Source organism: Alloalcanivorax sp. C16-2 (genome assembly GCF_046507615.1).
Taxonomy (GTDB): Bacteria; Pseudomonadota; Gammaproteobacteria; order Pseudomonadales; family Alcanivoracaceae; genus Alloalcanivorax; species Alloalcanivorax marinus_A.
Window position 1 is genome coordinate 1,085,245 of record NZ_JBKFTL010000001.1, and the last position, 20,730, is coordinate 1,105,974.

Genomic DNA, 20,730 nt, shown 5'->3' on the forward strand with positions numbered 1-20,730 from the left:
CGGTCCCGGTGTTGCCGGTGCTCCCTGGAATCAGAAATCCAGGCTGTACCCCAGGGTGAGAAGCCGCCCACGGCCTTTGAAATACTGGTAGGAAAGGGTGGTGGCGCTTTGCGAGAAGTAAGAGAAATAGTCCTCGTTGAAAAGGTTTTCCACCCCCGCCGTGATCCGTCCTCGAGCGAGTTTATAACCCAGAGCCAGATCCACCAGATTGTAGCCCTCGAAGTGGTTGGCGTTATCGAAGGAGCGGCTGAAGTAATGGTGCCCGCTCAGCTGTGAGTCGAAGCGATCATTCCAGGTCGCGTGCCAGCGCAGCGTCAGTTTGTCCGGGGACACATTCACCGGGGTCAGGTCGGCGTCCAGATGGCCATCCTGGTCGCTGTCGTATCGGCCGGTCACGTGGGAATAGCTGGCGCCGATGCGGTGGCGCTCGAGTACCTGCCAGTTAATATCCGCTTCCGCGCCATGAATCTCCGTTTTCTGGCGGCGCAGTTCATAGACGCCGTTGCGTTGCACAAGAATGGAGCCGCGGTCCGAGTCGGATTCGAAGTAGCTCAGCTCGAAAGTCACCGGGTCGTGGTTGAAACGCAGGCCGATTTCCCGGTTGTCGGTGTCCACCGGGCGTAGATCGAGGAAGTCGTCGACACGCAGTCCGGGGCTGGTAATGCTGCGTAGCGCCCGGCCCACGTCGGGCATGCCAAAGCCTTCCGAATAGTTGGCGAACAATTGCAGCGGCTCGCTGATTTGATAGGTCAGGCCGGCGTTGTAAAGAGTGGCGTCGAAGCTTGGGGTGCCGCCTTCGACCCGGTTCCCCTGGGCGCCATCGCCGTAGGAGGCCAGGGTGGTGAAGTCGTCCACGTCCAGCTTCGCGTACTCATAGCGGACGCCGGCCTGCACGGACAAACGTGGTACCACCTGAAACTGGCTCTGAAGAAAGGGCGCGATATTCCGGAAGCGGGTTTCCGGCACCCAGTCCCGATTCGTGTAAAGCTGCGTCTGGCGAGTGGTGTCCTGCAGCACATCCAGGCCCGAGGTAAGCTTTAGTCTGCCATTCAGCATGCCGTCCCGGTTCACGGTGATCTTGCCGCCGATCTTGTCGGAGCGGTTCTCCGATTGGTCGAACAGCGTGCCGGCCGGCGCGATGCTGGTGTCCTGGTAGACGGCCGACCGGTCGCCGCCGAAGCGCGCCCGGAAACGCTGGAGATAGAGTTGCGCCTGCAGATCATTGCCGGCCAGATCCAGATGCCGGTAGTTCACACTGGTGGTCAGCACCTGGTTGCTGGTGGCCTTGCCCTCCGGGTGTCCCTTTTCGGAGGTGGTCGGCTGGCCGGTGGCGCGATCACCGTCCACCGTGACGTAGTCCTGATTGCCTTCCAGGGAAAAGCGGTTGAGGGTCACTTGCAGATTCTGGTTGTCGTCGAACCAGTAGCCGGCCTTGAGCAGCAGGTCGTAGCTTTGCGTATCCATCAGATCGCCCTGGGAGTTATCGATGCCGACGGCCCGGCCCTTGGCATCGTAGGCCACCCCCCGGGATTGGTACGACAGGGCGGCCAGATAATCCCAATCGCCATTCAGCCCTTCCACTCGATAGTCGGCCTTGTAGCCCAGGCCTTCGTGGTCATAGTCGGTCGGCGCGGAGGCGCTGATGCCCGCGTGCTGGCTGAGCTTGCCGCCTTCCGGCCGGCGCGTGACGAAATTGATGATGCCGCCGGTGGCGCCCAGGCCGTGCTCGGCGCTGGCGCCGTGGATCACTTCGATGCGTTCCACCATGGAAAGATCAATGGTGTTGCTGTCGCGGCTGCCGGGGCGCAGCGGGTTGGATTGCGGCACGCCATCGATCATGAACAGCGGCGCGCGGCCCCGGAAGCTCTCGCCCCAACTGGTCAGTTTTTGCCGGCTGGGCGAGTAATTGGGGATCAGGTTGCTGAGCACCTGGGAGGGATCACTGTTGACGGCAAGCTGTGCCTGCAGTGCCTCCCGGGTAATGACCGTGACTTTCTGAGCGGTTTGACCCAGTGCCTTGCCGGAACGGCTGGCGGTCACGGTTACCGGCTCCAGCGCGTTCACCGGTGCCGGGCGCACCAATACCACTGAACCGGTTGCGATTTGGCGCCACTGCAGGCCGGTGCCTGCCAGCAGGAGCCGCAGCGCCTGGGCATCATTGAAGTTGCCGCTCAGGCCCGGGCTGCGCTGGCCTTCGGTCAGGGCGGCGTCGGCGGACACGCCCCACCCGGATTGCGCGCTGAACCGGGCCAGGGCGGCGGCGAGCGGGCCCGCCTCGATATGGAACTCGCGGGTGTGCGCCGCGTCGTTGGTGGCCGGTTGAGCCTGGGCCCGGGCGAGGGGAGGGGCCAGGGCAAGTATCAGCGCCAGGCTGAGCGCCAGGGTGAGCGGCGCGGAGCGAAGCCGGAAAAGCATGTCGTTCTCCTGTTTCTCTGTCTTATCGAAAGGGCTTTGTTATCCAAGCCCCGCGACGGACGGAAACCGGAAAAAATAATGCGATATCAATGCGGACGCGGCGTCACGGTGACCCACCAGGGGGTTACCCGGGTCACCGTGACCGGCAGGGAGGCTTCGAGAAGATCCAGAATGCGATCGGTATCGGCCAGTGGAAAGGCGCCGGTCAGCCTCAGGTCGGCCACGGCGGGATCGTAGCGCAGCCAGCCATGGCGGTAGCGGCCGAGTTCATCGAGCAGATCGCCCAGGCGGCGGCCATCGGCCAGCAGTTGGCCTTGGCGCCAGCCCGGGTTGGAGAGCGCGCCGGGCAACGGGCTCAGGTGGCCGTTGCCGTCGAGCCGGGTGCCTTCTCCCGGGCCCAGGGTGGCGTCCGCGTCGCCCTGGCGGGCTTGTACCCGGACCCGGCCCTGGTCCACGGACACCCAGGTTCGCCGGTCGGCCAGCCGCACTCCGAAGGCGGTGCCCAAGGGCGAGACCCGTCCCTCCGGTGTGTCGATCCACAATGGTCGCGGGTCGTGGGCGGTGCGCAGATACAGCTCGCCACGGAACAGGCGCAGGCGCCGCTGCCGGTCGTCGAAGCGCACCGCCACGGCGCTGTCGGTATTCAGCCACAGCCGCCCACCGTCGGGCAGGGTGAACTCGCCGATCTCGCCCCGCGCGGTGCTCAGGTCCGATCGTCCGAGCCCGGCCTGCCAGGCCAGCCACCCCGGGATCGCCACCGGGGCCAGCAGCAGGGCGCCGCCCAGGCCTTGCAGAAAGCGGCGCCGCCGGCGCTCCGCCGCGCTCAGAATGGAATCGGCGGATTTCACCGGCACCGCCCGGAAAGCCTGGTCGACGTGCTCCACCTTTTCCCAGGCCCGCCGGTGGTCGACGTTCGCGTCCAGCCACTGGAGCCACCGCCGCTTTTGTTGCTCGGTGACGTGATCGCCGCCGAGCAGGGCGAACCAGCGCGCCGCCTGTTCAAGCGCCGGCTCGGGGATATCCATCCCGCTCATGGCAACAGATCCGGCGCGGCTTTCAGACAGTGGAACATGGCCTGTTCCATGTAATTGCGCACCGTTCTTTCCGACACCTGCAATCGTCGGGCGATTTCCACATAGCGCAGACCATCCAGGCGGGACAGCAGGAACGCCTTTCGTACCTTGGGTTTCAGATCCGCCAGGAGTCGGTCCACCCGGTAAAGGGTTTCGACGATCAGGTAGCGGGTTTCCGGCGATATGGCCACCGGCTCGGGCTGGGCGAGCAGGGTTTCCTGGTAGGCCTGCTCGATGGCCTTGCGACGCCAATGGTTGGCCAGCAACCCATTGGCGATGCGTCCCAGGAAGGCGCGCGGTTCACGGATCGCGACCACGTTATCGCCGCGGTGCAGCAGACGGGTGAAGGTATCATGGGCCAGATCGGCGGCCAGTTCCGAGCATCCCGAGCGCCTGTATAGCACGGCGTGCAACCAGCGATGGTGTTGCAGGTACAGGGCTTCCACCGATGAGGCGGACGGGAGGGCCTGAAACGTCATGAGAAAGAGCAAGCAGCTTGAGGACGGTTAATGATAACCATCCTCAATTGCAACAGGCAAGCGGGACAGCCCCGGGCGGGGCCGTCCTGGTGGGGCAGGGCTTAGAACTTGTAGCCCAGGCCGATCATGTAGACCCACGGGTCCACGTCCACGTTGACCTTGGTTTCGCTGATGCTCAGGGCGGTGGGTCCTTTCACGGTGGCATCGGTCTCGATGTCCATGTACCACACCGAGGCGTTGACCAGCAGGTTCTCGGTAAGCATGTAGTCGACACCGGCTTCCAGAGCCAGGCCCCAGGAATCATCCAGTTCCAGATCGCTGAAACCCTGTGCCTTGCGGGTGCTGGTCAGGTCTTCCTCGAAGAAGGTGGTGTAGTTGATGCCCGCGCCTACATAGGGCTGCACGGCGGAATCCGGGTTCATCGGGTAGTACTGCAGCAGCACCGTGGGCGGCAGATGCTTGACGTCCGCCAGCTTGCCGTCCAGGCCCGCGCCCAGACCCTTGACGCCGACCTCGTGTTCGAACGGTGTCGCGCCGACCAGCTCCACGCCGAGGCGGTCACTGAGCATGTAGGAGAAAGTCAGGCCCAACTGGGTGTCGCTGTCCAGGGTGGCCTGGGTGCCGGCGGCGGAAACGCCGTCGAATTTCAGGGTGCCGCTGTCCTCACGCGGATCAACGGTGGCGGCGCCCGCGCGCACGATGAAAGAGCCGGCTTCGTGCGCCTGGGCCGCGCCGGCCATCGCCAGAATGGAGCCGGCCATTGCCAGCGTTACCGCTTTGCCCAGAGTGTGCCGTGAGAATGCCATCTTGCTGTCCCCTATGTGGTCCTGAATGTGGTCCTGATTGCGATGGGGGAAGCATGCCGCCAACACGGGGAAAAAGAATTGCCCCAAATCAAGGTCGGCGATGGTGGTGGGAAAAGCGCGCCAGGGGGCAAAGAAAAGGCCGGGTTGAACCCGGCCTTGTTCCGATCCTCAAGCGTGCGGGCCTTACTTCTTGTTGAAGGCTTCCACGGACTTGACGATTTCCTGCTTCGCGGCGGCGGCGTCTTTCCAGCCGTCGACCTTCACCCATTTGCCTTCTTCCAGATCCTTGTAGTTCTCGAAGAAGTGCTTGATCTGGGCGAGCAGCAGCGCGGGCAGGTCGGTGACTTCCTGGACGTCGTCGTAGAGCTTGCTCAGCTTGGTGTGCGGTACCGCCACTACCTTGGTGTCCTTGCCGGCTTCGTCGGTCATGTCGAGCATGCCGACCGGGCGGCAGCGAATCACGGAGCCGGGCACCACCGGGTAAGGGGTAACCACCAGCACGTCCATGGGGTCGCCGTCGTCGGACAGGGTGTTGGGAATGTAACCGTAGTTGGCCGGGTAGAACATCGGGGTGGCCATGAAGCGATCAACGAAGATGGCGTTGCTGTCCTTGTCGATCTCGTACTTGATGGGGTCGGCGTTGGCCGGAATCTCAATGGCGACGTAGATGTCCTCGGGGACGTCTTTCCCGGCGGGTACCTTTGCAAAATCCATGGTCTGTCCTTCAGCGATTGGGGGTCAGCGGGCAGGGGACCTTGGTGGTGCCCCGTACGACGGGCGCGGATTATAGCAACCGCGCCGCCCGGCTGGCTAATCGCGCAAAGTCGAACACGCCGGTGAGATGCGGGCGCCATGGGGGTACAATCGCCCCCCTGATGTGTACGACAACCGCCTTCAGCCGAGGAGCCGCGCCCATGCCTATACATGAAATTGCTCATCCACTGGTCAAGCACAAGCTCGGTCTGCTGCGCCAGAAGAGCCTCAGCACCCGCAGCTTCCGGCAGCTTACCGCCGAGGTGGCCAGCCTGCTGACCTACGAAGCCACCAGTGACCTGTTGCTGGAAAATTACGAGGTGGATACCTGGATGGGCAAGGTGCCGGCGCAGCGCATCAAGGGCAAGAAGGTCACCGTGGTACCGATTCTGCGCGCCGGCATCGGCATGCTGGACGGCGTGCTGGAGCTGATTCCCAGCGCCAAGGTCAGTGTGGTGGGGGTGTACCGCAACGAGGAGACCCTGGAGCCGGTGGCCTATTTCGAGAAGCTGGCCCACGGCCTGGATGAGCGGCTGGCCCTGGTGGTGGACCCGATGCTGGCCACCGGCGGCTCCATGCTGGCTACCATCGAAATGCTCAAGAAAGCCGGCTGCCGGCAAATCCGTGCCCTGGTTCTGGTGGCGGCGCCGGAAGGTATCCGCCGTCTGCGGGAAGCGCACCCGGATGTGACCATTTACACCGCCTCCATTGATCAGGGGCTCAACGAAGACGGCTACATCGTGCCCGGGCTGGGCGACGCCGGCGACAAGATTTTCGGCACCAAATAACGCGAGGGGGCGCGGAGCGCATGAGCGATTCACCGGGATTCTGGAACTGGAAGATCATTCTGATCGGCGCGCAGATGCTGTTCGTGGCGTTCGGCGCCATGGTGCTGATGCCGCTGCTCACCGGCCTGGACCCGAGCGTGGCGTTGTTCACCGCCGGCCTCGGCACCCTGCTGTTTCAATGGATCACCCGCCGCTCGGTGCCGGTGTTCCTGGCGTCGTCGTTCGTGTTCGTGGCGCCGATCAGCCACGGCATCGACCAGTGGGGCATCGCCGCCACCATGGGCGCGCTGCTGTGCACCGCCGTGGTCTACGTGATCCTGGGTGCCCTGGTGAAATGGCGCGGCCCCGGCTTCCTGCACCGGCTGATGCCGCCGGTGGTCACCGGGCCGATCATCATGGTGATCGGCCTGAGCCTGGCGCCCACGGCGGTGAATTTCGCCATGGGCATGACCGGCAACGGCGCCGAGCGGCTGTTCCCCTACGGAGAGGCCCTGCTGGTGTCCACCGTGGCTCTGGTCACCACCATGCTGGTGGCGACCCTGGCCCACGGCCTGTTCCGGCTGCTGCCGATTCTGTGCGGGGTGCTCACCGGCTATCTGCTGGCGCTGGCCCTGGGCATGGTGGACTTCGGCGCCGTGGAGCAGGCGCGCTGGCTGGCGGTGCCGGATTTCGTGGCGCCCAGTTTCCACTGGCCGGCGATCCTGTTCATGATCCCGGTGGCCCTGGCACCGGCCATCGAGCATGTGGGCGATGTGCTGGCCATCAGCAACGTCACCGGCAAGGACTACATCAAGAAGCCGGGCCTGCACCGCACCCTCACCGGCGACGGCATCGCCAGCATGGCCGCCGCCCTGTTCGGCGGCCCGCCCAACACCACCTACTCTGAGGTGACCGGCGCGGTGATGCTGACCAAGGTGTTCAACCCGGTGGTGATGACCTGGACCGCGATCTTCGCCATCGCCCTGGGCTTCATCGGCAAGTTCGGCCAGTTGCTGCAGAGCATTCCCACCCCGGTGATGGGGGGCATTCTGATTCTGATGTTCGGCTCCATCGCCAGCGTCGGCATGAACACCCTGATCAAGGCGCGGGTGGATCTGCATCAGCAACGCAACCTGGTGATCGTGGCGGTGACCCTGATCTTCGGCATCGGCGGCATGGTGGTCGGCAACGGCGAGTTCACCCTGCAGGGCATCAGCCTGTGCGGCCTGGTGGCGGTGTTTCTGAACCAGGTGCTGCCGGCGGCCCCGGAGACCGCCGACGACCTGCACGAAGAGCAGGAATACGTGGCGGATTTGCTGGACCACGCCCGCGGCAAAAACGACAAGGACTGACCGGTTTTTTAGGAGCGGTCGGACGACCGCTCCTACGGCGCGGGCCCGGCCTACAGATCCCCTTTCCGAACCCAGGTTTTGGCTTCCGGCTTCTGGTAGTCCGCCATGCGATCCAGCAGCCGGGCCGGGTCCGATTCCACGATCAGCATTTCCCGGTGCGCCGGGCGCAGAAAGGCTTCCCCGGTGGCGTGATCCAGGAAGTGGGTCAGGCCGTCGTAGAAGCCGTCCACGTTGAGCAGCGCGCAGGGATTTTCGTGCCAGCCCAGCTGGCCCCAGGTCCAGATCTCGAACAGCTCTTCCAGGGTGCCGACGCCGCCGGGCATGGCGATGAAGCCGTCGGACAGCGCCGCCATGCGCGTCTTGCGCTCGTGCATGGAGGGCGTCACGTGCAGTTCGGTGAGCCCCGGGTGGGCCAGTTCCTTCTCCTGCAAGGCCTCGGGGATCACCCCGGTGACGCGGCCACCGGCGTCCAGCACCGCGTCCGCCACCACGCCCATGATGCCGACGCTGGCGCCACCATAGACCAGCCCCAGATCCCGCTTCACCAACTCTCCGGCCAGTGCCCGGGCGGCCTCGGCATACACCGCCCGGCGCCCCGGGCTGGACCCGCAATACACACAAACACTGCGCATGGTTTTCTCCACTGGTTGGCCGCAAAGGCGCCAAGCATGAACCGGCGGTCCGCGCCGCGCAAATCGGTCAGGTAGGTTGTCGGGGGCGGCCCAGGCCGGGGCTCCGCTTCAGTCACGATCATCACCAGGACCTGGTTATCGCGACTGAAGCGGAACGCCGCCCGGTCGCTCCTACAGTGTGAGCGGTGTAGGACGTTAGCGGCGCCTGGTACGCATGGCCCAGATCACCGCCGCCACCGGCAATCCCAGGCCCAGCCAGGAGATCCAGTCCATGGCGCCATCGCCGAGCAGCGCCGCCACCAGCCCGATCAGGCTGGCCAGCGCGATCAGCAGCGGCAGCGCGAAGATACCGCCCAGGCCCCGGGTGGCGCGGGGCGCGCCCTTCATGGGGCACCCCCGGCCTGGGGCGTGGCCGGCGCGCCTGTGGCTCGCGGCGTCGGTTGTCGCCGCGCCAGCCACAGGTACAGCCCGCTGATCAGGACCACGATGGTGATCACATCCAGCACCGCCCACAGAATCTTCAGCGGCAGCCCGCCGTAATCACCGAAATGCAGCGGGCCGGAGAGGGCCAGGGTCTTGTTGTACCAGGGCATCTCGCGCAGGGCGGCGAACTCGCCGGTGCGCGCGTCCACCAGCGCCGGGGTAACGATGTGGGAGGTCAGTGGCGTGTTGCCGTGCAGGAACACCGCGTAGTGGAAATCCGTGGACCAGCCGCCGCCGGGGAAGGCCACGAACTGCAGAGTCTGGTCCGGCGCGGCGTCCTTGGCCCGGGCCACGGCGGCGTCCAGGGATGCCATTTCCGCCGGGGCGGGCACGGCGGCACCCTGGTAGCCGGCGGTAAGGTCCGCCAGGGACTGGTTCTTCCAGGTGTCGAGAATCGGCGTGGCCAGGGTGTTCACCACGCCGGTGAGGCCGACCACGGTGAGCCAGGCCACGGTGACGATGCCGAGCAGGTTGTGATAATCCAGCCATTTCAGGCGCCGTGAGCGTTTCACCCGCAGGGTGCCGAATTCCAGCTTGCGCATGAACGGCGCGTACAGCACCACGCCGGAAACAATGGCGGCCACCAGCAAAATACCCATGAAGCCCAGGAACAGCATGCCCGGCAGCCCCAGGAACATGTCCGTGTGCAGCTGCAGCAGAAACTCCATGACGCCACCCTGGTGGCCGGGTACCAGGTCGCCGCTGGTGCGGTCGAAGGAAGCGAAGTGCATGGCGCCGCCGGGGGCATCCGGGGTCGGCCCGGTGGTCACGTTGACCACCGGCCGGTCGGTGTCGAAGCTCATGAACAGCGGCACTTCGCCGGGCCGGTTGTCGAGCGCGGCCCGCAGCATCCGGTCCAGGGACAGCATGGGACCGCCCGGGTTGGCCGCCTGCCAGTGGTCGGTGTCGAAAGTCGCCTCGATCTCATCATGGAAGATCAACGGCAGGCCGGTCAGGCACAGCATCAGGATGAAGGCGGTGCAGATCAGGCTGGTCCATTTGTGAATCGCGGACCAGACGCGCAAGGTGCTTTGTTGCATGGGGTGCTTCATGGAAGACTGCCTGGGCGCCCCGGTGGCCGGGGCGCCTGGGTTGCCGGTTCAGAAATCGAGGGTGGCGGATACCAGCACGGTGCGTGGCGCGCCCACGGTCAGGTAGTCGGAGCCGGGGAAGCCGCCCACGGAGGCCCAATAGTCCTCGCCGGTGACGTTCTCCACTCGCGCCCGCAGGGTCAGGAACTGGCTGTCGCTGAGGGCGATCAGGTAGCGGCCGCCCAGGTCCAGCCGAGTCCAGCTGTCCACCTTCCGAGTATTGGCCGCGTCGGCGTATTGGGAGCTGGTGTAGATCACCCGGCCATCCACCGCCAGGTCCGGCAGTTGAGGCAGCCGGTATTCCAGGTTCAGGTTGGCCTGGGTCTCCGGGGAGCCGATGGCGTCGTTGCCGTCCATGTCCGCATCCAGGAAGCTGACGCCGCCCAGCACCGTCAGATCCCGGGTCAGATTGCCGTAGGCCATTAATTCCACGCCGGTGTTTTCCTGGTCGTAGAGCTCTTTGTAGACATTGCCTTCGAGGCCTGCCACCGGCTTCTCGCTGCGGTACACCGACAAACTGCCACCCAGGTCGCCGCCATCGTACTTGATGCCCAACTCGGTCTGCTGAGTTTCGTAGGGTTCCAGTGCTTCACCGGCATTCGCCACAGGGTTGCCGTTTCCGTCATCGGCGGGGGCCACGTCGCCCTTCTGGAGCCCTTCGATGTAGTTAGCGAAGAGGGATACTGACGGGGTCAGCTTGTACAGAACGCCAAGCGAAGGCGTCAAAGCGTGGTCGTCGTAATTGGCGGTGCGGGCGCCGCCACCATAGGCATAGCTCTTGTCCTGAATATTCTGGTAGCGAGCGCCAAGCGTCACGAGCAGGCGTTCATCCAGCATCGACAACTGATCCGCTAGCGCAAAGCTGTTGAACCGGGTTTTGATGGTCATTTGAGGATTGTCGAGATCGCCGCCACTGAAATTGGTGCCAGGTTGGGCGATCTGAGGACGCGAATAGATATTGCCACTAACACCGACAAGGTCCATGGCGTAAGCGTTGTCGGACTTAAGTTCATAGGTGGAACTGGAGACGGTCAGGGTATGGCCAATGCCCCCGGTGTCGAAGTTGACGCGCAAGCCGGTTTCGCCCGTGAGAACGCTGTCTTCCCGGGCCGTGTCGAAGCGGTTTGCGGTGTAATCGCCGCTGGTATTGTTCACGGTGGGGTTGGCGAAGATCGAATCTTCCTCGCCGTGGCGGGCGCCCACCGCCAGCCAGCCGGTGATATTGTCGGCGAAATCGTATTCGGCGCGCAGGGTGCCGAAAATGTCGTTGGAATCCGAGTAGGTCCAGGACTGGCCGATGGATTCGTCGGCGTCCGGGGCGTCGGTGATCGGCACGCCGCTGGCGAACGTGATGTTGGGCTGGCCACCATCGACGCGGTGTTTCTGGAAGCCCAGATCGGCGGACAGGCGGAACACCTCTTCGCGGAAGTCCAGACCGATGTGCGCCATGGAGAGTTCTTCCTCCTCGCCGTCCACGGCGGTGTCGCCGTCGCGGCGGGCGGCATTGACGCGGATGCCGAAGCGGCCATCCTCGGAGCGGTTGGCGAAATCGGCGGCGAGGCTGGCCTGGCCACCGCTTCGCGCGCCCAGGGTGACCTGGTTAAGCGGCTGGTTGGGGGCGCGCTTGGGCACGATATTGACCGCGCCGCCGAGACCGCTGCCGCCCGGCGCGGCACCATTCAGAAAGGTGTTGGCGCCACGGAACACCTGTACCCGCTCGATGAATTCCGAGGCCAGGTACTGGCGCGGCAGCAAGCCATAAAGGCCGTTGTAGGTCATGTCGTCGGAAAACACCGGCAGGCCGCGTACCAGGTAGACTTGCTGGTAGTTGCCGAAGCCGCGCGCCACCCGCACCGCCGGGTCGTTGAGCAGGATCTCGCCGACGCTGGCGGCCTGCTGGTCCTCGATCAGTTGTTCGGTGTAGGTGGTGTAGCTGTAGGGGGTGTCCATCACATCCTGGGTGCCCAGAATGCCGACCTTGCCGCCCTCGGCCACCTGGCCACCGGCGAACACCTCGCTCAGGCCCTCCTTGGAGGCATCGGCGCTGGATTGCACCTGGATCGCGTCCAGGTTGTAGCTGCCGTCGTCGTTCTGCGCGCTGGTCTGGGCCTGGGCCGTGCCGGCGAGCACGGCGAGAGTAAGGGCGGAAAGCCGGAAGGCGGTCGGTCGCATGCTGATCCCCGTTGAGTTATTTAGGCGGATTCGATAGCCGCGACTATACCCATAATGAGAATGGTTTGCATTATTTGTCCGGTCCGGTTCGGCCCTAGGCGCCGCCCAGACCGCGCCAGATGAGCTGCACGCCGATCAGCGCCATGGACAGGATGATCAGCCGGTAGAACAGCCGCTCATTGACCCGGGATTGCAGCCAGATGCCGTTGCGCACCCCCAGCCAGGCCACCGGAATCAGCAGGGCGGAGGTGCCCAGGCTGTCCAGGGTGAGTTCGCCGAGCCAGATGAAGGGGCCGATCTTGAGCGCGTTGATGAAGGCGAAGGTGACCACGCTGGTGGCGATGAAGGCTTCCTTGCGCAGCCCGCGGGGTAGCAGATAGAGGTTCACCGGTGGGCCACCAGCGTGGGCCAGGGTACTGGTGAAGCCGCTGGTGGTGCCGCACAGCGCCGCCCAGACGCGGCCCGGGCGGCGGTGCACGGTGGGCTTGAACAGCATGTAGGCGGCGAACGCCAGGGAGATCACCCCGAGCATCAGCCGCACTTTGTTCTCGTCCAGGCTGCCCACGGTCAGGGTGCCAATGGCGATGCCCACGGCGGCGGCGGGGACCAGGCGTTTTACCTCCTCGGCGGCGTGGCGGCCCCACCAGGCGCGCAGGCTGAGCAGGTCCATGACGATCAGCAGCGGCAACAGCAGGCCGGCGGCCTGCATCGGCCCGATCGCCAGGGACATCAGCGGCACCGACAGCGAGCCGAAACCACCGGCGAATCCGCCCTTGGAGACGCCGGTGATGTAGGTGGACACCAGGATCAGTGTCCACGCCAGCAGCGAGAAGTCCGGCAGCTTACACCTCGAAGTGGTCGTTGAGCTTCTTCGCCACCGGGGTCAGCTTGAGCTGCGCGAACTGCGGCAGGCCGTTTTTGTAGGGCGGGTAGGATTCGCCACCGATCAGTGGTTCCAGGTAGGCGCGGCCGGCGGGGGTAATGCCAAAGCCATCCTTGCTGATGAATTTGCGCGGCATCTTCTTCTCGACGTTGGCCACTTTCTTGAGCGGCGCCTCGCCGATGGTCCAGCCGTACTTCTTGGTTTTCTTGCGCTCGATGGTGGGCATCACCGCGTTTTTGCCGGCCACCGCGAATTCCACCGCCGCGCGGCCCACCGCGTAGGCCTGCTCCACATCGGTGGCGGAGGCGATGTGGCGCGCCGCGCGCTGCAGGTAGTCGCTCACCGCCCAGTGGTATTTGTAGCCCAGCTCGTTCTTGACCATCTGTGCCAGCACCGGCGCCACGCCGCCCAGTTGCTTGTGGCCGAAGGCGTCGGTGGAGCCGGCGTCGGCCAGGAAGGTGCCGTCGGCGGTGCGCGCGCCCTCGGACACCACGATCACGCAGTAGCCCACCTTCTTGACCGTGTCGTCCACCTTCTTGAGGAAGGCTTTCTGGTCGAAGGCGATTTCCGGAAACAGGATCACATGGGGCGCGTCGTCGGGCTGCTCCTTGGCCAGGCCGGCGGCGGCGGCGATCCAGCCGGCGTGGCGGCCCATCACTTCCATCACGAACACCTTGGTGGAGGTGGCGCACATGCTGGCCACGTCCAGGGCCGCCTCGCGGCAGCTCACCGCGGTGTACTTGGCCACCGAGCCGAAGCCGGGGCTGACATCGGTGATCGGCAGGTCGTTGTCCACGGTCTTGGGCACGTGGATGGCCTGGATCGGGTAGCCCATGGTCTTGGACAGTTGCGAGATCTTCAGGCAGGTGTCGGCGGAGTCGCCGCCGCCGTTGTAGAAGAAGTAGCCGATGTCGTGGGCCTTGAACACCTCGATCAGGCGCTCGTACTCGCGCCGCGAGGAGTCCAGATCCTTGAGCTTGTAGCGGCAGGAGCCGAAGGCGCCGCCCGGGGTGTGCTTGAGCGCGGCGATGGCGCTCTTGCTTTCCTTGGAGGTGTCGATCAGGTCCTCGGTGAGGGCGCCGATGATGCCGTTGCGACCGGCGTAGAGCTTGCCGATGGTGGCCTTGTTGTCGCGGGCGGCTTCGATGACGCCGGCGGCGGAGGCATTGATCACGGCGGTGACACCGCCGGACTGAGCGTAGAAAGCGTTTTTGCGCGCCATGGCGGACTCCTGCTGATATTCAGCCGCGCATTCTAGCCCAGGTGACCGCCAGTTACATGCCCGCGCCGGCAAAAGTGGAGTCCCGGGCGCGGCTCTGGAACAATACGCGGCCGAACAAGCCCGGGGACCTTGCGATGAATGCTCTGCTGAAACTGTTCGCCCGGCTGTGCGTGTTCCGCAGCGGCCCGGAGGACATGCCCTACATTCCACCGCTGCTGGTGATGATGCTGGCGGTGTGGCTGGCGCTGCAAATGCTGGCGGCCTCGCTGCAGGCGGACCTGAGCCTGGCGCGGATGGTGGGCGTGCAGTTGATCTCCCTGACCGTGCTGACCGGCGTAACCACCGCGGTGCTGGGCTTCAAGCAACTGCTGGAGCGCTGGCTGCAGACCATGATCGCGCTGCTCGGCGTGGACATCCTGCTCACCCTGGTGGCGCTGCCGTTGCTGCTGATCGGCCATGCCCTGGGCGGCACGCCGCCGTTCGTGAACGGCCTTTACCTGATCGTGGTGAGCTGGCAACTGGCGATCCAGAGTTTCATCTTCCACCGCGCCTTCGCCGTGGGCCCGCTGCTGGCCCTGGCGCTGGCGTTCGGCCTTTTGATTCTCACCTTCATGGTGGTCAGCGGCGTGATGCCCGAGGTCATGCAGGCCGGCTGACGTGGATCGCGGCTGAAGCCGCTCCTACAGCATCCTGTCCGGTAGGAGCGGCTTCAGCCGCGATCCGTCCTTATTGGCTGGTCAGGCAGCGCAGCGCCATGGCCGCCGCTGCCGTACGATTTTCCACTCCCAGTTTGCGAAACACCTGCTCCAGGTGCTTGTTCACCGTGCGCGGGCTGAGCTCCAGGATCTGGCCGATTTCCCGGTTGGTCTTGCCCTGGGCGATCCACAGCAGCACCTGGGACTCGCGGCGGGTGAGTCGCAATTGCTGGCGCAGCAGCTCGCTTTCTTCCTCGCCGTCGCGCTGCAGCAGCCGGAACAGCCGCTCACCGGCGGCGGTGTCGCCCAGGTAGCGCAGCCGCAGCTCGCCCTGGTCGCTGTCCAGGGCGGACTGATCACCGGGCTCGGGGTGGCGGGCCAACCAGCGACGCACCCGGGCGGCCAGGGCTTCCAGGCGCGGTGCCCGGTCGGCGCCGTGCAGGGCCAGGCGCTCCTCGGCAACCGGAGTGGCCCAGCGCCAGCGGCCCTCGGCGTCGGTGGCGAAGGCGGCCTGGCCGAGGCGGTCCAGGGCGGTATGGGCGCCGCGGGTGACGCGCGCGTTATTCAGGTGCACGCGGATGCGCGCGATCAACTCGTCGGGCCGTACCGGCTTGGTCACGTAGTCCACGCCGCCGGCTTCCAGGCCGCGTACCACGTCCTCGGAATCGGTCAGTCCGGTCATGAAGATCACCGGTACCGCCGCCAATTCCGGGTGGCGTTTGAGGCGCCGGCAGGTTTCGAAGCCATCCAGGTTGGGCATCACCGCGTCCATCAGCACCAGATCGGGCACCATCTTTTCGGCGATGCCCAGGGCCTGTTCGCCCTCCAGGGCCACCAGGGCGGTGAGTCCGGCCTGGTCCAGCGCATGGTGGATCATGCCCAGGGAATCCGGCGAGTCGTCCACCACCAGGATCACGTCCTTTCGTGCCGCTTGCATCATGGCTCGGGCTCCAGCAGTCGGATCAGGGCTTGGAAATCGAAGCGCGCCAGGGCGGCGCGCAATGGTTGGCCGGCGGCGGCGTCCAGGCGGCGTTCGCCCTCGGCGCGGTCCAGCGCGTCACGCAGGCCGGCCAGATGGCCGATCTCCGCCAGGGCCAGCAGTTCATCGCGCAGCCGTTCGTCCAGGGTGACGGCGGTCGCCGGTCGTGGCCTCGGCGGCGGCACGTCGGCGTCGCCTTGGTGGCGCCAGGTGAGCTCCAGGTGGCGGGCCAGGCTGTCCAGCAGCGCGCTCAGCTTGAACGGTTTCACCAGATAGTCGTCATGGAGGCCCGCCGGCGTATAGCTCTGGTTGTCCCGGGCGTTGGCGGAGAGCATTACCAGCGGGCCCCGAAAGCCCGCGCCGCGCAGTCGGCCGGCGGTCTGCCAGCCGTCCAGGCCGGGCATGGCGATGTCCAGCAGAATCAGGTCCGGCGGGGTTTGTGCCGCCAGGGCCAGGCCGGTTTCGCCGTCCGGGGCCTCGGTGACCTGGAACCCGAGTGGCGTCAGCAGATCACTCACCAGTCCCCGGTGAGAGGGGTCGTCGTCCACCACCAGCAGGCTGCGTGCCGGGCCCCGGTAGCCCACCACCGGCTGGTGGTCATCCGGCTCGGCGTCGCCGGCGGCCACCGTGGACAGCATGACCCACAGACGGAATTCGCTGCCCTTGCCCGGCACGCTGGTGACACGGATGTCGCCGCCCATGATGTCCACCAGCAGCTTGGTGATGGTCAGGCCCAGGCCGGTGCCATGTACCGCCGGCACCCCGGGTTTACGGACCCGTTCGAAGGGCCGGAAGATCCGTTGCAGATCCTCGTCGGCGATGCCCACCCCGGTATCGCGGATGGTGAACTCCGCCACCTGGTTGCGGTAACGCACGTGCAGCGTGACCCGGCCCTGGCGGGTGAATTTGATGGCGTTGGACAGCAGGTTGATGAGGATCTGTCGCAGGCGTTTCTCATCAGTGGCCACCCAGTCCGGCAGCCGTCCGTTGCTCTGGAAGTCGAACTCGATGCCCTTTTCCAGCGCCTGCAGGCGGAACATGGTCACCAGCTCGTCGATCAGGGAGCGCAGCCGCACGCGGTTACGGTACAGCTCCAGGCGGCCGGCCTCGATCTTGGAAATCTCCAGCAGGCCCTCGATCAGGTCGGAGAGATGCCCGGTGCTGCGCCGGATCGCCGCCACCGCGTCGCGGCGGTTGGCGGGGATGCCCGGGTCGTGTTCCAGCAACTGGGCGTAGCCGAAGGCGGCGTTGAGCGGCGAGCGCAGCTCGTGGCTTAGCCCGGTGAGGTAACGGCTCTTGGCCTGGTTGGCGGCTTCCGCCAGTTCCTTGGCTTTTTGCAGCTCACGGTCGGTCTTCTCGTGGGCCTTGATCTCCGCCATCAGCATGCGCGTCTGGCGTTGCGATTCCTCCTGGGCCACCACCCGGCTTTCGTGGGCGAGTACGAACAGCCAGGCCACCACGCCACTGATGATGATCAGGATGGCGAACACCTTGGCCAGGGTGGCGGCCATCAGGGCGCGCGCTTGCGGATCGGTGACCGTCACCTGGTAGTAGACCAGGGTGAGCAGGCCGGCCATCACCAGGGTGACCAGACTCAACAGCCCGAGGAAGTGACCCAGCCGCGAGCGCAGCTGCAGCAATATCGGCTCCGGGAGGATGCCGGACAGCCAGTCCATCAGTTGTTCCTGGAAGCGCGCATGGTGCTTGCAGGCGTCGTTGCAGCGCGCGTCCAGGGAACAGCACAGTGAGCAGATCGGGCCGTTGTAGGCCGGGCAGAACGCCATGTCCTCCTCGTCGAAGCGGTGCTCGCAGATGCAGCAGGGCTGGCCGCGCACGGCGGTGGCCGGTTCCGGGCGCCGGGCGATGTAGTAGCGTCCGCCGGTGATCATGGCGATCAGCGGCGCCGCCACGAAGGCGGTCAGCAAGGCCAGGAAGGAGGCCAGGGCGGCGGCGGTGTCGCCCCACAGGCCGGCCCGTGCCAACAGACCCACGGCGGTGGCCAGCAACATGGCGCCGAAGCCGACCGGATTCAGATCGTAGAGATAGGCGCGCTTGAACTCGATGTGCCGGGGGCTCAGGCCCAGGGGCTTGTTGATCACCAGGTCCGCCACCAGGGCGCCCATCCAGGCCACCGCCACCATGGCGTAGCTGCCCAGGATCGACTCGAACGCGCGGTAAATACCGATTTCCATCAGCACCAGGGCGATCACCACGTTGAACACCAGCCACACTACCCGGCCCGGGTGGCTGTGGGTGAGCCGGGAAAAGAAGTTGGACCAGGCGATGGAGCCGGCGTAGGCGTTGGTGACGTTGATCTTGAGCTGGGAGAGCACCACGAAAATACCGGCCAGCGCCAGCAGGGTAGTGGGGTGCCCGGTGATGTGGCTGAACGCCACCAGGTACATGTACATGGGCTCCTGGGCCTGGCTTTCCGGCAGGCCATGGGAGAACGCCAGCACCGCCAGGAAGGACCCGAACAGGGCCTTGAGCGCGCCCATCACCACCCAGCCCGGTCCGCCGGCCAGCATCGCCAGCCACCAGCGCCGCTTTTGCCCGGGGGCCGGCTCCGGCATGAAGCGCAGGAAGTCCACCTGCTCACCGATCTGCGCCACCAGCGAAAACAGCACGGTGGCGGCGGCGCCGAACATCAGCAGGTTGAAGCCGCCGCTGTCCGGGGACAGCCCGGGGAAACCGGCCCAGCGTTCCAGGGAGGCGGGGTCCTGGAACAGGATGAACACGAACGGCGCCAGTTGCAGCAGTAGCCACAGCGGCTGGGTCCAGATCTGGAACCGGCTGATGTAGGTGATGCCGTGGGTAACCAGGGGGATCGCCACCAGCGAGCTGACCACGTAACCCAGGGTCAGCGGCAGGCCGAACATCACCTCCAGGGCCAGCGCCATGATCGCCGCTTCCAGGGCGAAGAAGATAAAGGTGAAGGAAGCGTAGATCAGCGAGGTGAGGGTGGAGCCCAGGTAACCGAAGCCGGCTCCCCGGGTCAGCAGATCGATGTCGACGCCGTCGCGGGCGGCGTAGTAGCTCACTGGCAGGCCAAGCAGAAACAGCACCGTCATGACCGCCGCGATCGCCCACACCGCGTTGGTGAATCCGTAGTTAAGGGTGGCGGCGCCGCCGATGGCTTCCAGGGCCAGAAACGAGATCGCCCCCAGGGCGGTGAGCGCCACACGGCCGGCGGACCAGCGTCGCGCCGCCTTGCCCGTGAAGCGCAGCGCGAAGTCCTCCAGGGTCTGGTTGGCGACCCATTGGTTGTAGTTGCGCCGCACCCGGAAGATGCGTTGCTGAATGGCCATGAATACCGTTGTCCGCAAAAGCGCCCTGGGGCCTGTTCACACTACTCGCATCACGCCTGCTGGAGGCCAAATGCAAGTAGTGTGAAAAGGTCCTAAGGACGCGAAGCACGATTCGTGCCCAGATGATTATTGACGGGCCCCCGACCCGTGTTCGCGAGCTTAGGCGGCGCCGGGCGGCCCCGGAATGCGTCAAATGACGTAGTGCCATGGCGCATTCACCGAATGGGCGGCCCGGGGGGTGATTTCCATACTCGTTGGTGACAAGCAATCCGCTGACGACAATCCGCTGACGAGGGGAACACCATGAAATCTCAGACCTACCGTACGACGTCGCGTCCGCGCCGCCGCCTGCTGGCGGGCCTGGCCGCTCTGCCGGCGCTGATGGCGCTGGCCTCTCCGGTCTTTTCCGCCGGCCCGCCCACCGCCGAGGTCAATACCACCGGCCTGGCGGTCACCGATGACACCGTCCAGGTGGGCATCCTGCACTCCATCACCGGCACCATGGCGATCAGTGAGATCGGTTCGGTGCAGGCGGAAAAGCTGGCCATCAAACAGATCAATGAAAGCGGCGGCGTGCTCGGTCGCCAGATTGAGTTCGTTCAGGAGGACGGTGCCAGTGACTGGCCCACCTTCGCCGAGAAAACCCGCAAGCTGCTGCGCCAGGATAACGTGGCCGCCATCTTCGGTTGCTGGACCTCCGCCTCACGGAAGGCGGTACTGCCGGTGATGGAGCAGTTCAACGGCATGCTTTATTACCCGACCTTCTATGAGGGCCTGGAACAGTCTCCGAACGTGATCTACACCGGCCAGGAAGCCACCCAGCAGATCCTCGCCGGCATCGACTGGGCGGTGAAGGAGAAGGGCGCCAAGACCTTCTACCTGCTCGGCTCCGATTACATCTGGCCGCGTACCTCCAACAAGATCGCCCGCAAGCACATCGAGAAGAAAGGGCTCAAGGTGGTGGGTGAGGAGTACTACCCGCTCGGCCATACCCAGTTCAACTCGGTGATCAACAAAATCAAACTGCGCAAGCCGGATGTGATCTTCGCGTCCGTGGTGGGCGGCTCCAACGTGGCCTTCTACAAACAGATGAAAGCCGCCGGCGTGGACTTCACCAAGGAAAGCCCGCTGCTGCTCACCATTTCCGTGACCGAGGATGAAATTCGCGGCATCGGCGGTGAGAACGTGGAAGGCATCTACGCTTCCATGAAGTACTTCCAGAGCCTGGAAAACCCCAACAACGAGGAATTCGTGGCCGCCTTCAAGGAAGCCTATGGCGACGACATGGTGATCGGTGACGTGACCCAGGCCGCCTACCTTGGCCCGTGGCTGTGGAAGATGGCGGTGGAGAAGGCCGGCTCCTTCGACATCGACAAGATCCGCGAAGCGTCCCCGGGCATCGAGTTCAAGAAAGCCCCGGAAGGCTATGTGCGCATCCACGAAAACCACCACCTCTGGTCGAAGACCCGCATCGGCCGCGCGCAAACCAACGGTCAGTACGAAGTGGTCTATGAAACCAAGGAACTGATGGAACCGGACCCCTTCCCCGAAGGCTACAAATAACCGTCCGTACCCGGCGCCCCCGGTTTGGGCGTCGGGCTTTTTCCTGACCGCAGGGGA

The 20,730-nt window shown here is 65.2% G+C and carries 17 protein-coding genes; 4 read left to right on the top strand and 13 right to left on the bottom strand.

The genetic code is table 11. The features are described from left to right. Positions 1 to 30: 30 nt before the first annotated feature. The 5 genes from ACLD02_RS05160 to ppa all read right to left on the bottom strand — a co-directional run bounded on the left by ACLD02_RS05160 (position 31) and on the right by ppa (position 5,487). Positions 31 to 2,415, bottom strand: coding sequence for a TonB-dependent receptor domain-containing protein (locus ACLD02_RS05160; RefSeq protein WP_410298102.1), 2,385 nt, complete (start codon positions 2,413 to 2,415; stop codon positions 31 to 33). Between the two features lie 86 nt (positions 2,416 to 2,501). Then, positions 2,502 to 3,449, bottom strand: coding sequence for a FecR domain-containing protein (locus ACLD02_RS05165; protein ID WP_410298103.1), 948 nt, complete (start codon positions 3,447 to 3,449; stop codon positions 2,502 to 2,504). After that, positions 3,446 to 3,967, bottom strand: a complete 522-nt coding sequence (locus ACLD02_RS05170) for a sigma-70 family RNA polymerase sigma factor (protein ID WP_203102628.1) — start codon at positions 3,965 to 3,967, stop codon at positions 3,446 to 3,448. The genes ACLD02_RS05165 and ACLD02_RS05170 overlap by 4 nt, the downstream gene beginning before the upstream one ends. 101 nt (positions 3,968 to 4,068) lie before the next feature. Continuing rightward, positions 4,069 to 4,773, bottom strand: a complete 705-nt coding sequence (locus ACLD02_RS05175) for an OmpW/AlkL family protein (RefSeq protein ID WP_274380670.1) — start codon at positions 4,771 to 4,773, stop codon at positions 4,069 to 4,071. 183 nt (positions 4,774 to 4,956) lie between these two features. Continuing rightward, a complete protein-coding gene (ppa, locus tag ACLD02_RS05180) occupies positions 4,957 to 5,487 on the bottom strand; it encodes an inorganic diphosphatase (protein WP_203102626.1) in 531 nt (176 codons plus the stop codon). Positions 5,488 to 5,687: 200 nt separating this feature from the next. On the opposite strand from ppa, the gene upp reads away from it, so the two are divergent. Both upp and ACLD02_RS05190 read left to right on the top strand, forming a co-directional pair. Continuing rightward, positions 5,688 to 6,314, top strand: coding sequence for a uracil phosphoribosyltransferase (upp, locus tag ACLD02_RS05185; protein WP_203102624.1), 627 nt, complete (start codon positions 5,688 to 5,690; stop codon positions 6,312 to 6,314). Between the two features lie 20 nt (positions 6,315 to 6,334). Then, positions 6,335 to 7,645 (top strand): uracil-xanthine permease family protein, encoded by a 1,311-nt coding sequence (locus ACLD02_RS05190; protein ID WP_203102622.1) that lies wholly within the window; start codon positions 6,335 to 6,337, stop codon positions 7,643 to 7,645. 50 nt (positions 7,646 to 7,695) lie between these two features. Here ACLD02_RS05190 and ACLD02_RS05195 read toward each other — a convergent pair whose 3' ends face one another. From ACLD02_RS05195 to ACLD02_RS05220, 6 genes are all read right to left on the bottom strand, one after another. Beyond that, complete coding sequence (locus ACLD02_RS05195) at positions 7,696 to 8,277, bottom strand: TIGR00730 family Rossman fold protein (RefSeq protein ID WP_203102620.1); 582 nt, start codon at positions 8,275 to 8,277, stop codon at positions 7,696 to 7,698. 195 nt (positions 8,278 to 8,472) lie between these two features. After that, positions 8,473 to 8,664 (bottom strand): hypothetical protein, encoded by a 192-nt coding sequence (locus tag ACLD02_RS05200; protein ID WP_203102618.1) that lies wholly within the window; start codon positions 8,662 to 8,664, stop codon positions 8,473 to 8,475. Further along, complete coding sequence (locus ACLD02_RS05205; RefSeq protein WP_203102617.1) at positions 8,661 to 9,800, bottom strand: PepSY-associated TM helix domain-containing protein; 1,140 nt, start codon at positions 9,798 to 9,800, stop codon at positions 8,661 to 8,663. Before ACLD02_RS05205 ends, ACLD02_RS05200 begins: the two co-directional genes overlap by 4 nt. Positions 9,801 to 9,860: 60 nt before the next feature. Continuing rightward, positions 9,861 to 12,023: a TonB-dependent receptor gene (locus ACLD02_RS05210; RefSeq protein ID WP_410298104.1), complete on the bottom strand. Its 2,163-nt coding sequence runs from the start codon at positions 12,021 to 12,023 to the stop codon at positions 9,861 to 9,863. Positions 12,024 to 12,117: 94 nt separating this feature from the next. Continuing rightward, the gene (locus tag ACLD02_RS05215) at positions 12,118 to 12,825 is read right to left on the bottom strand and encodes a sulfite exporter TauE/SafE family protein (protein WP_338015184.1); all 708 of its coding nucleotides are present in this window, start codon (positions 12,823 to 12,825) and stop codon (positions 12,118 to 12,120) included. 40 nt (positions 12,826 to 12,865) lie between these two features. Further along, positions 12,866 to 14,128, bottom strand: coding sequence for a 6-phosphofructokinase (locus ACLD02_RS05220; protein WP_410298105.1), 1,263 nt, complete (start codon positions 14,126 to 14,128; stop codon positions 12,866 to 12,868). 134 nt (positions 14,129 to 14,262) lie between these two features. Here ACLD02_RS05220 and ACLD02_RS05225 point away from each other — a divergent pair, with 134 nt between their 5' ends. Further along, complete coding sequence (locus ACLD02_RS05225) at positions 14,263 to 14,784, top strand: hypothetical protein (protein WP_203102614.1); 522 nt, start codon at positions 14,263 to 14,265, stop codon at positions 14,782 to 14,784. Between the two features lie 70 nt (positions 14,785 to 14,854). Here the strand turns inward: ACLD02_RS05225 and ACLD02_RS05230 are convergent, their stop codons facing one another. Beyond that, entirely contained in the window at positions 14,855 to 15,763 is a 909-nt protein-coding gene (locus ACLD02_RS05230) for a DNA-binding response regulator (RefSeq protein ID WP_203102613.1), read from the bottom strand. Next, on the bottom strand, positions 15,760 to 19,110 hold the full coding sequence (locus ACLD02_RS05235; protein ID WP_203102612.1) for an ATP-binding protein: 3,351 nt from the start codon (positions 19,108 to 19,110) through the stop codon (positions 15,760 to 15,762). Before ACLD02_RS05235 ends, ACLD02_RS05230 begins: the two co-directional genes overlap by 4 nt. 303 nt (positions 19,111 to 19,413) lie before the next feature. On the opposite strand from ACLD02_RS05235, the gene urtA reads away from it, so the two are divergent. Then, positions 19,414 to 20,673: an urea ABC transporter substrate-binding protein gene (gene urtA, locus ACLD02_RS05240; RefSeq protein WP_203102611.1), complete on the top strand. Its 1,260-nt coding sequence runs from the start codon at positions 19,414 to 19,416 to the stop codon at positions 20,671 to 20,673. The last annotated feature ends 57 nt before the right edge of the window (positions 20,674 to 20,730 follow it).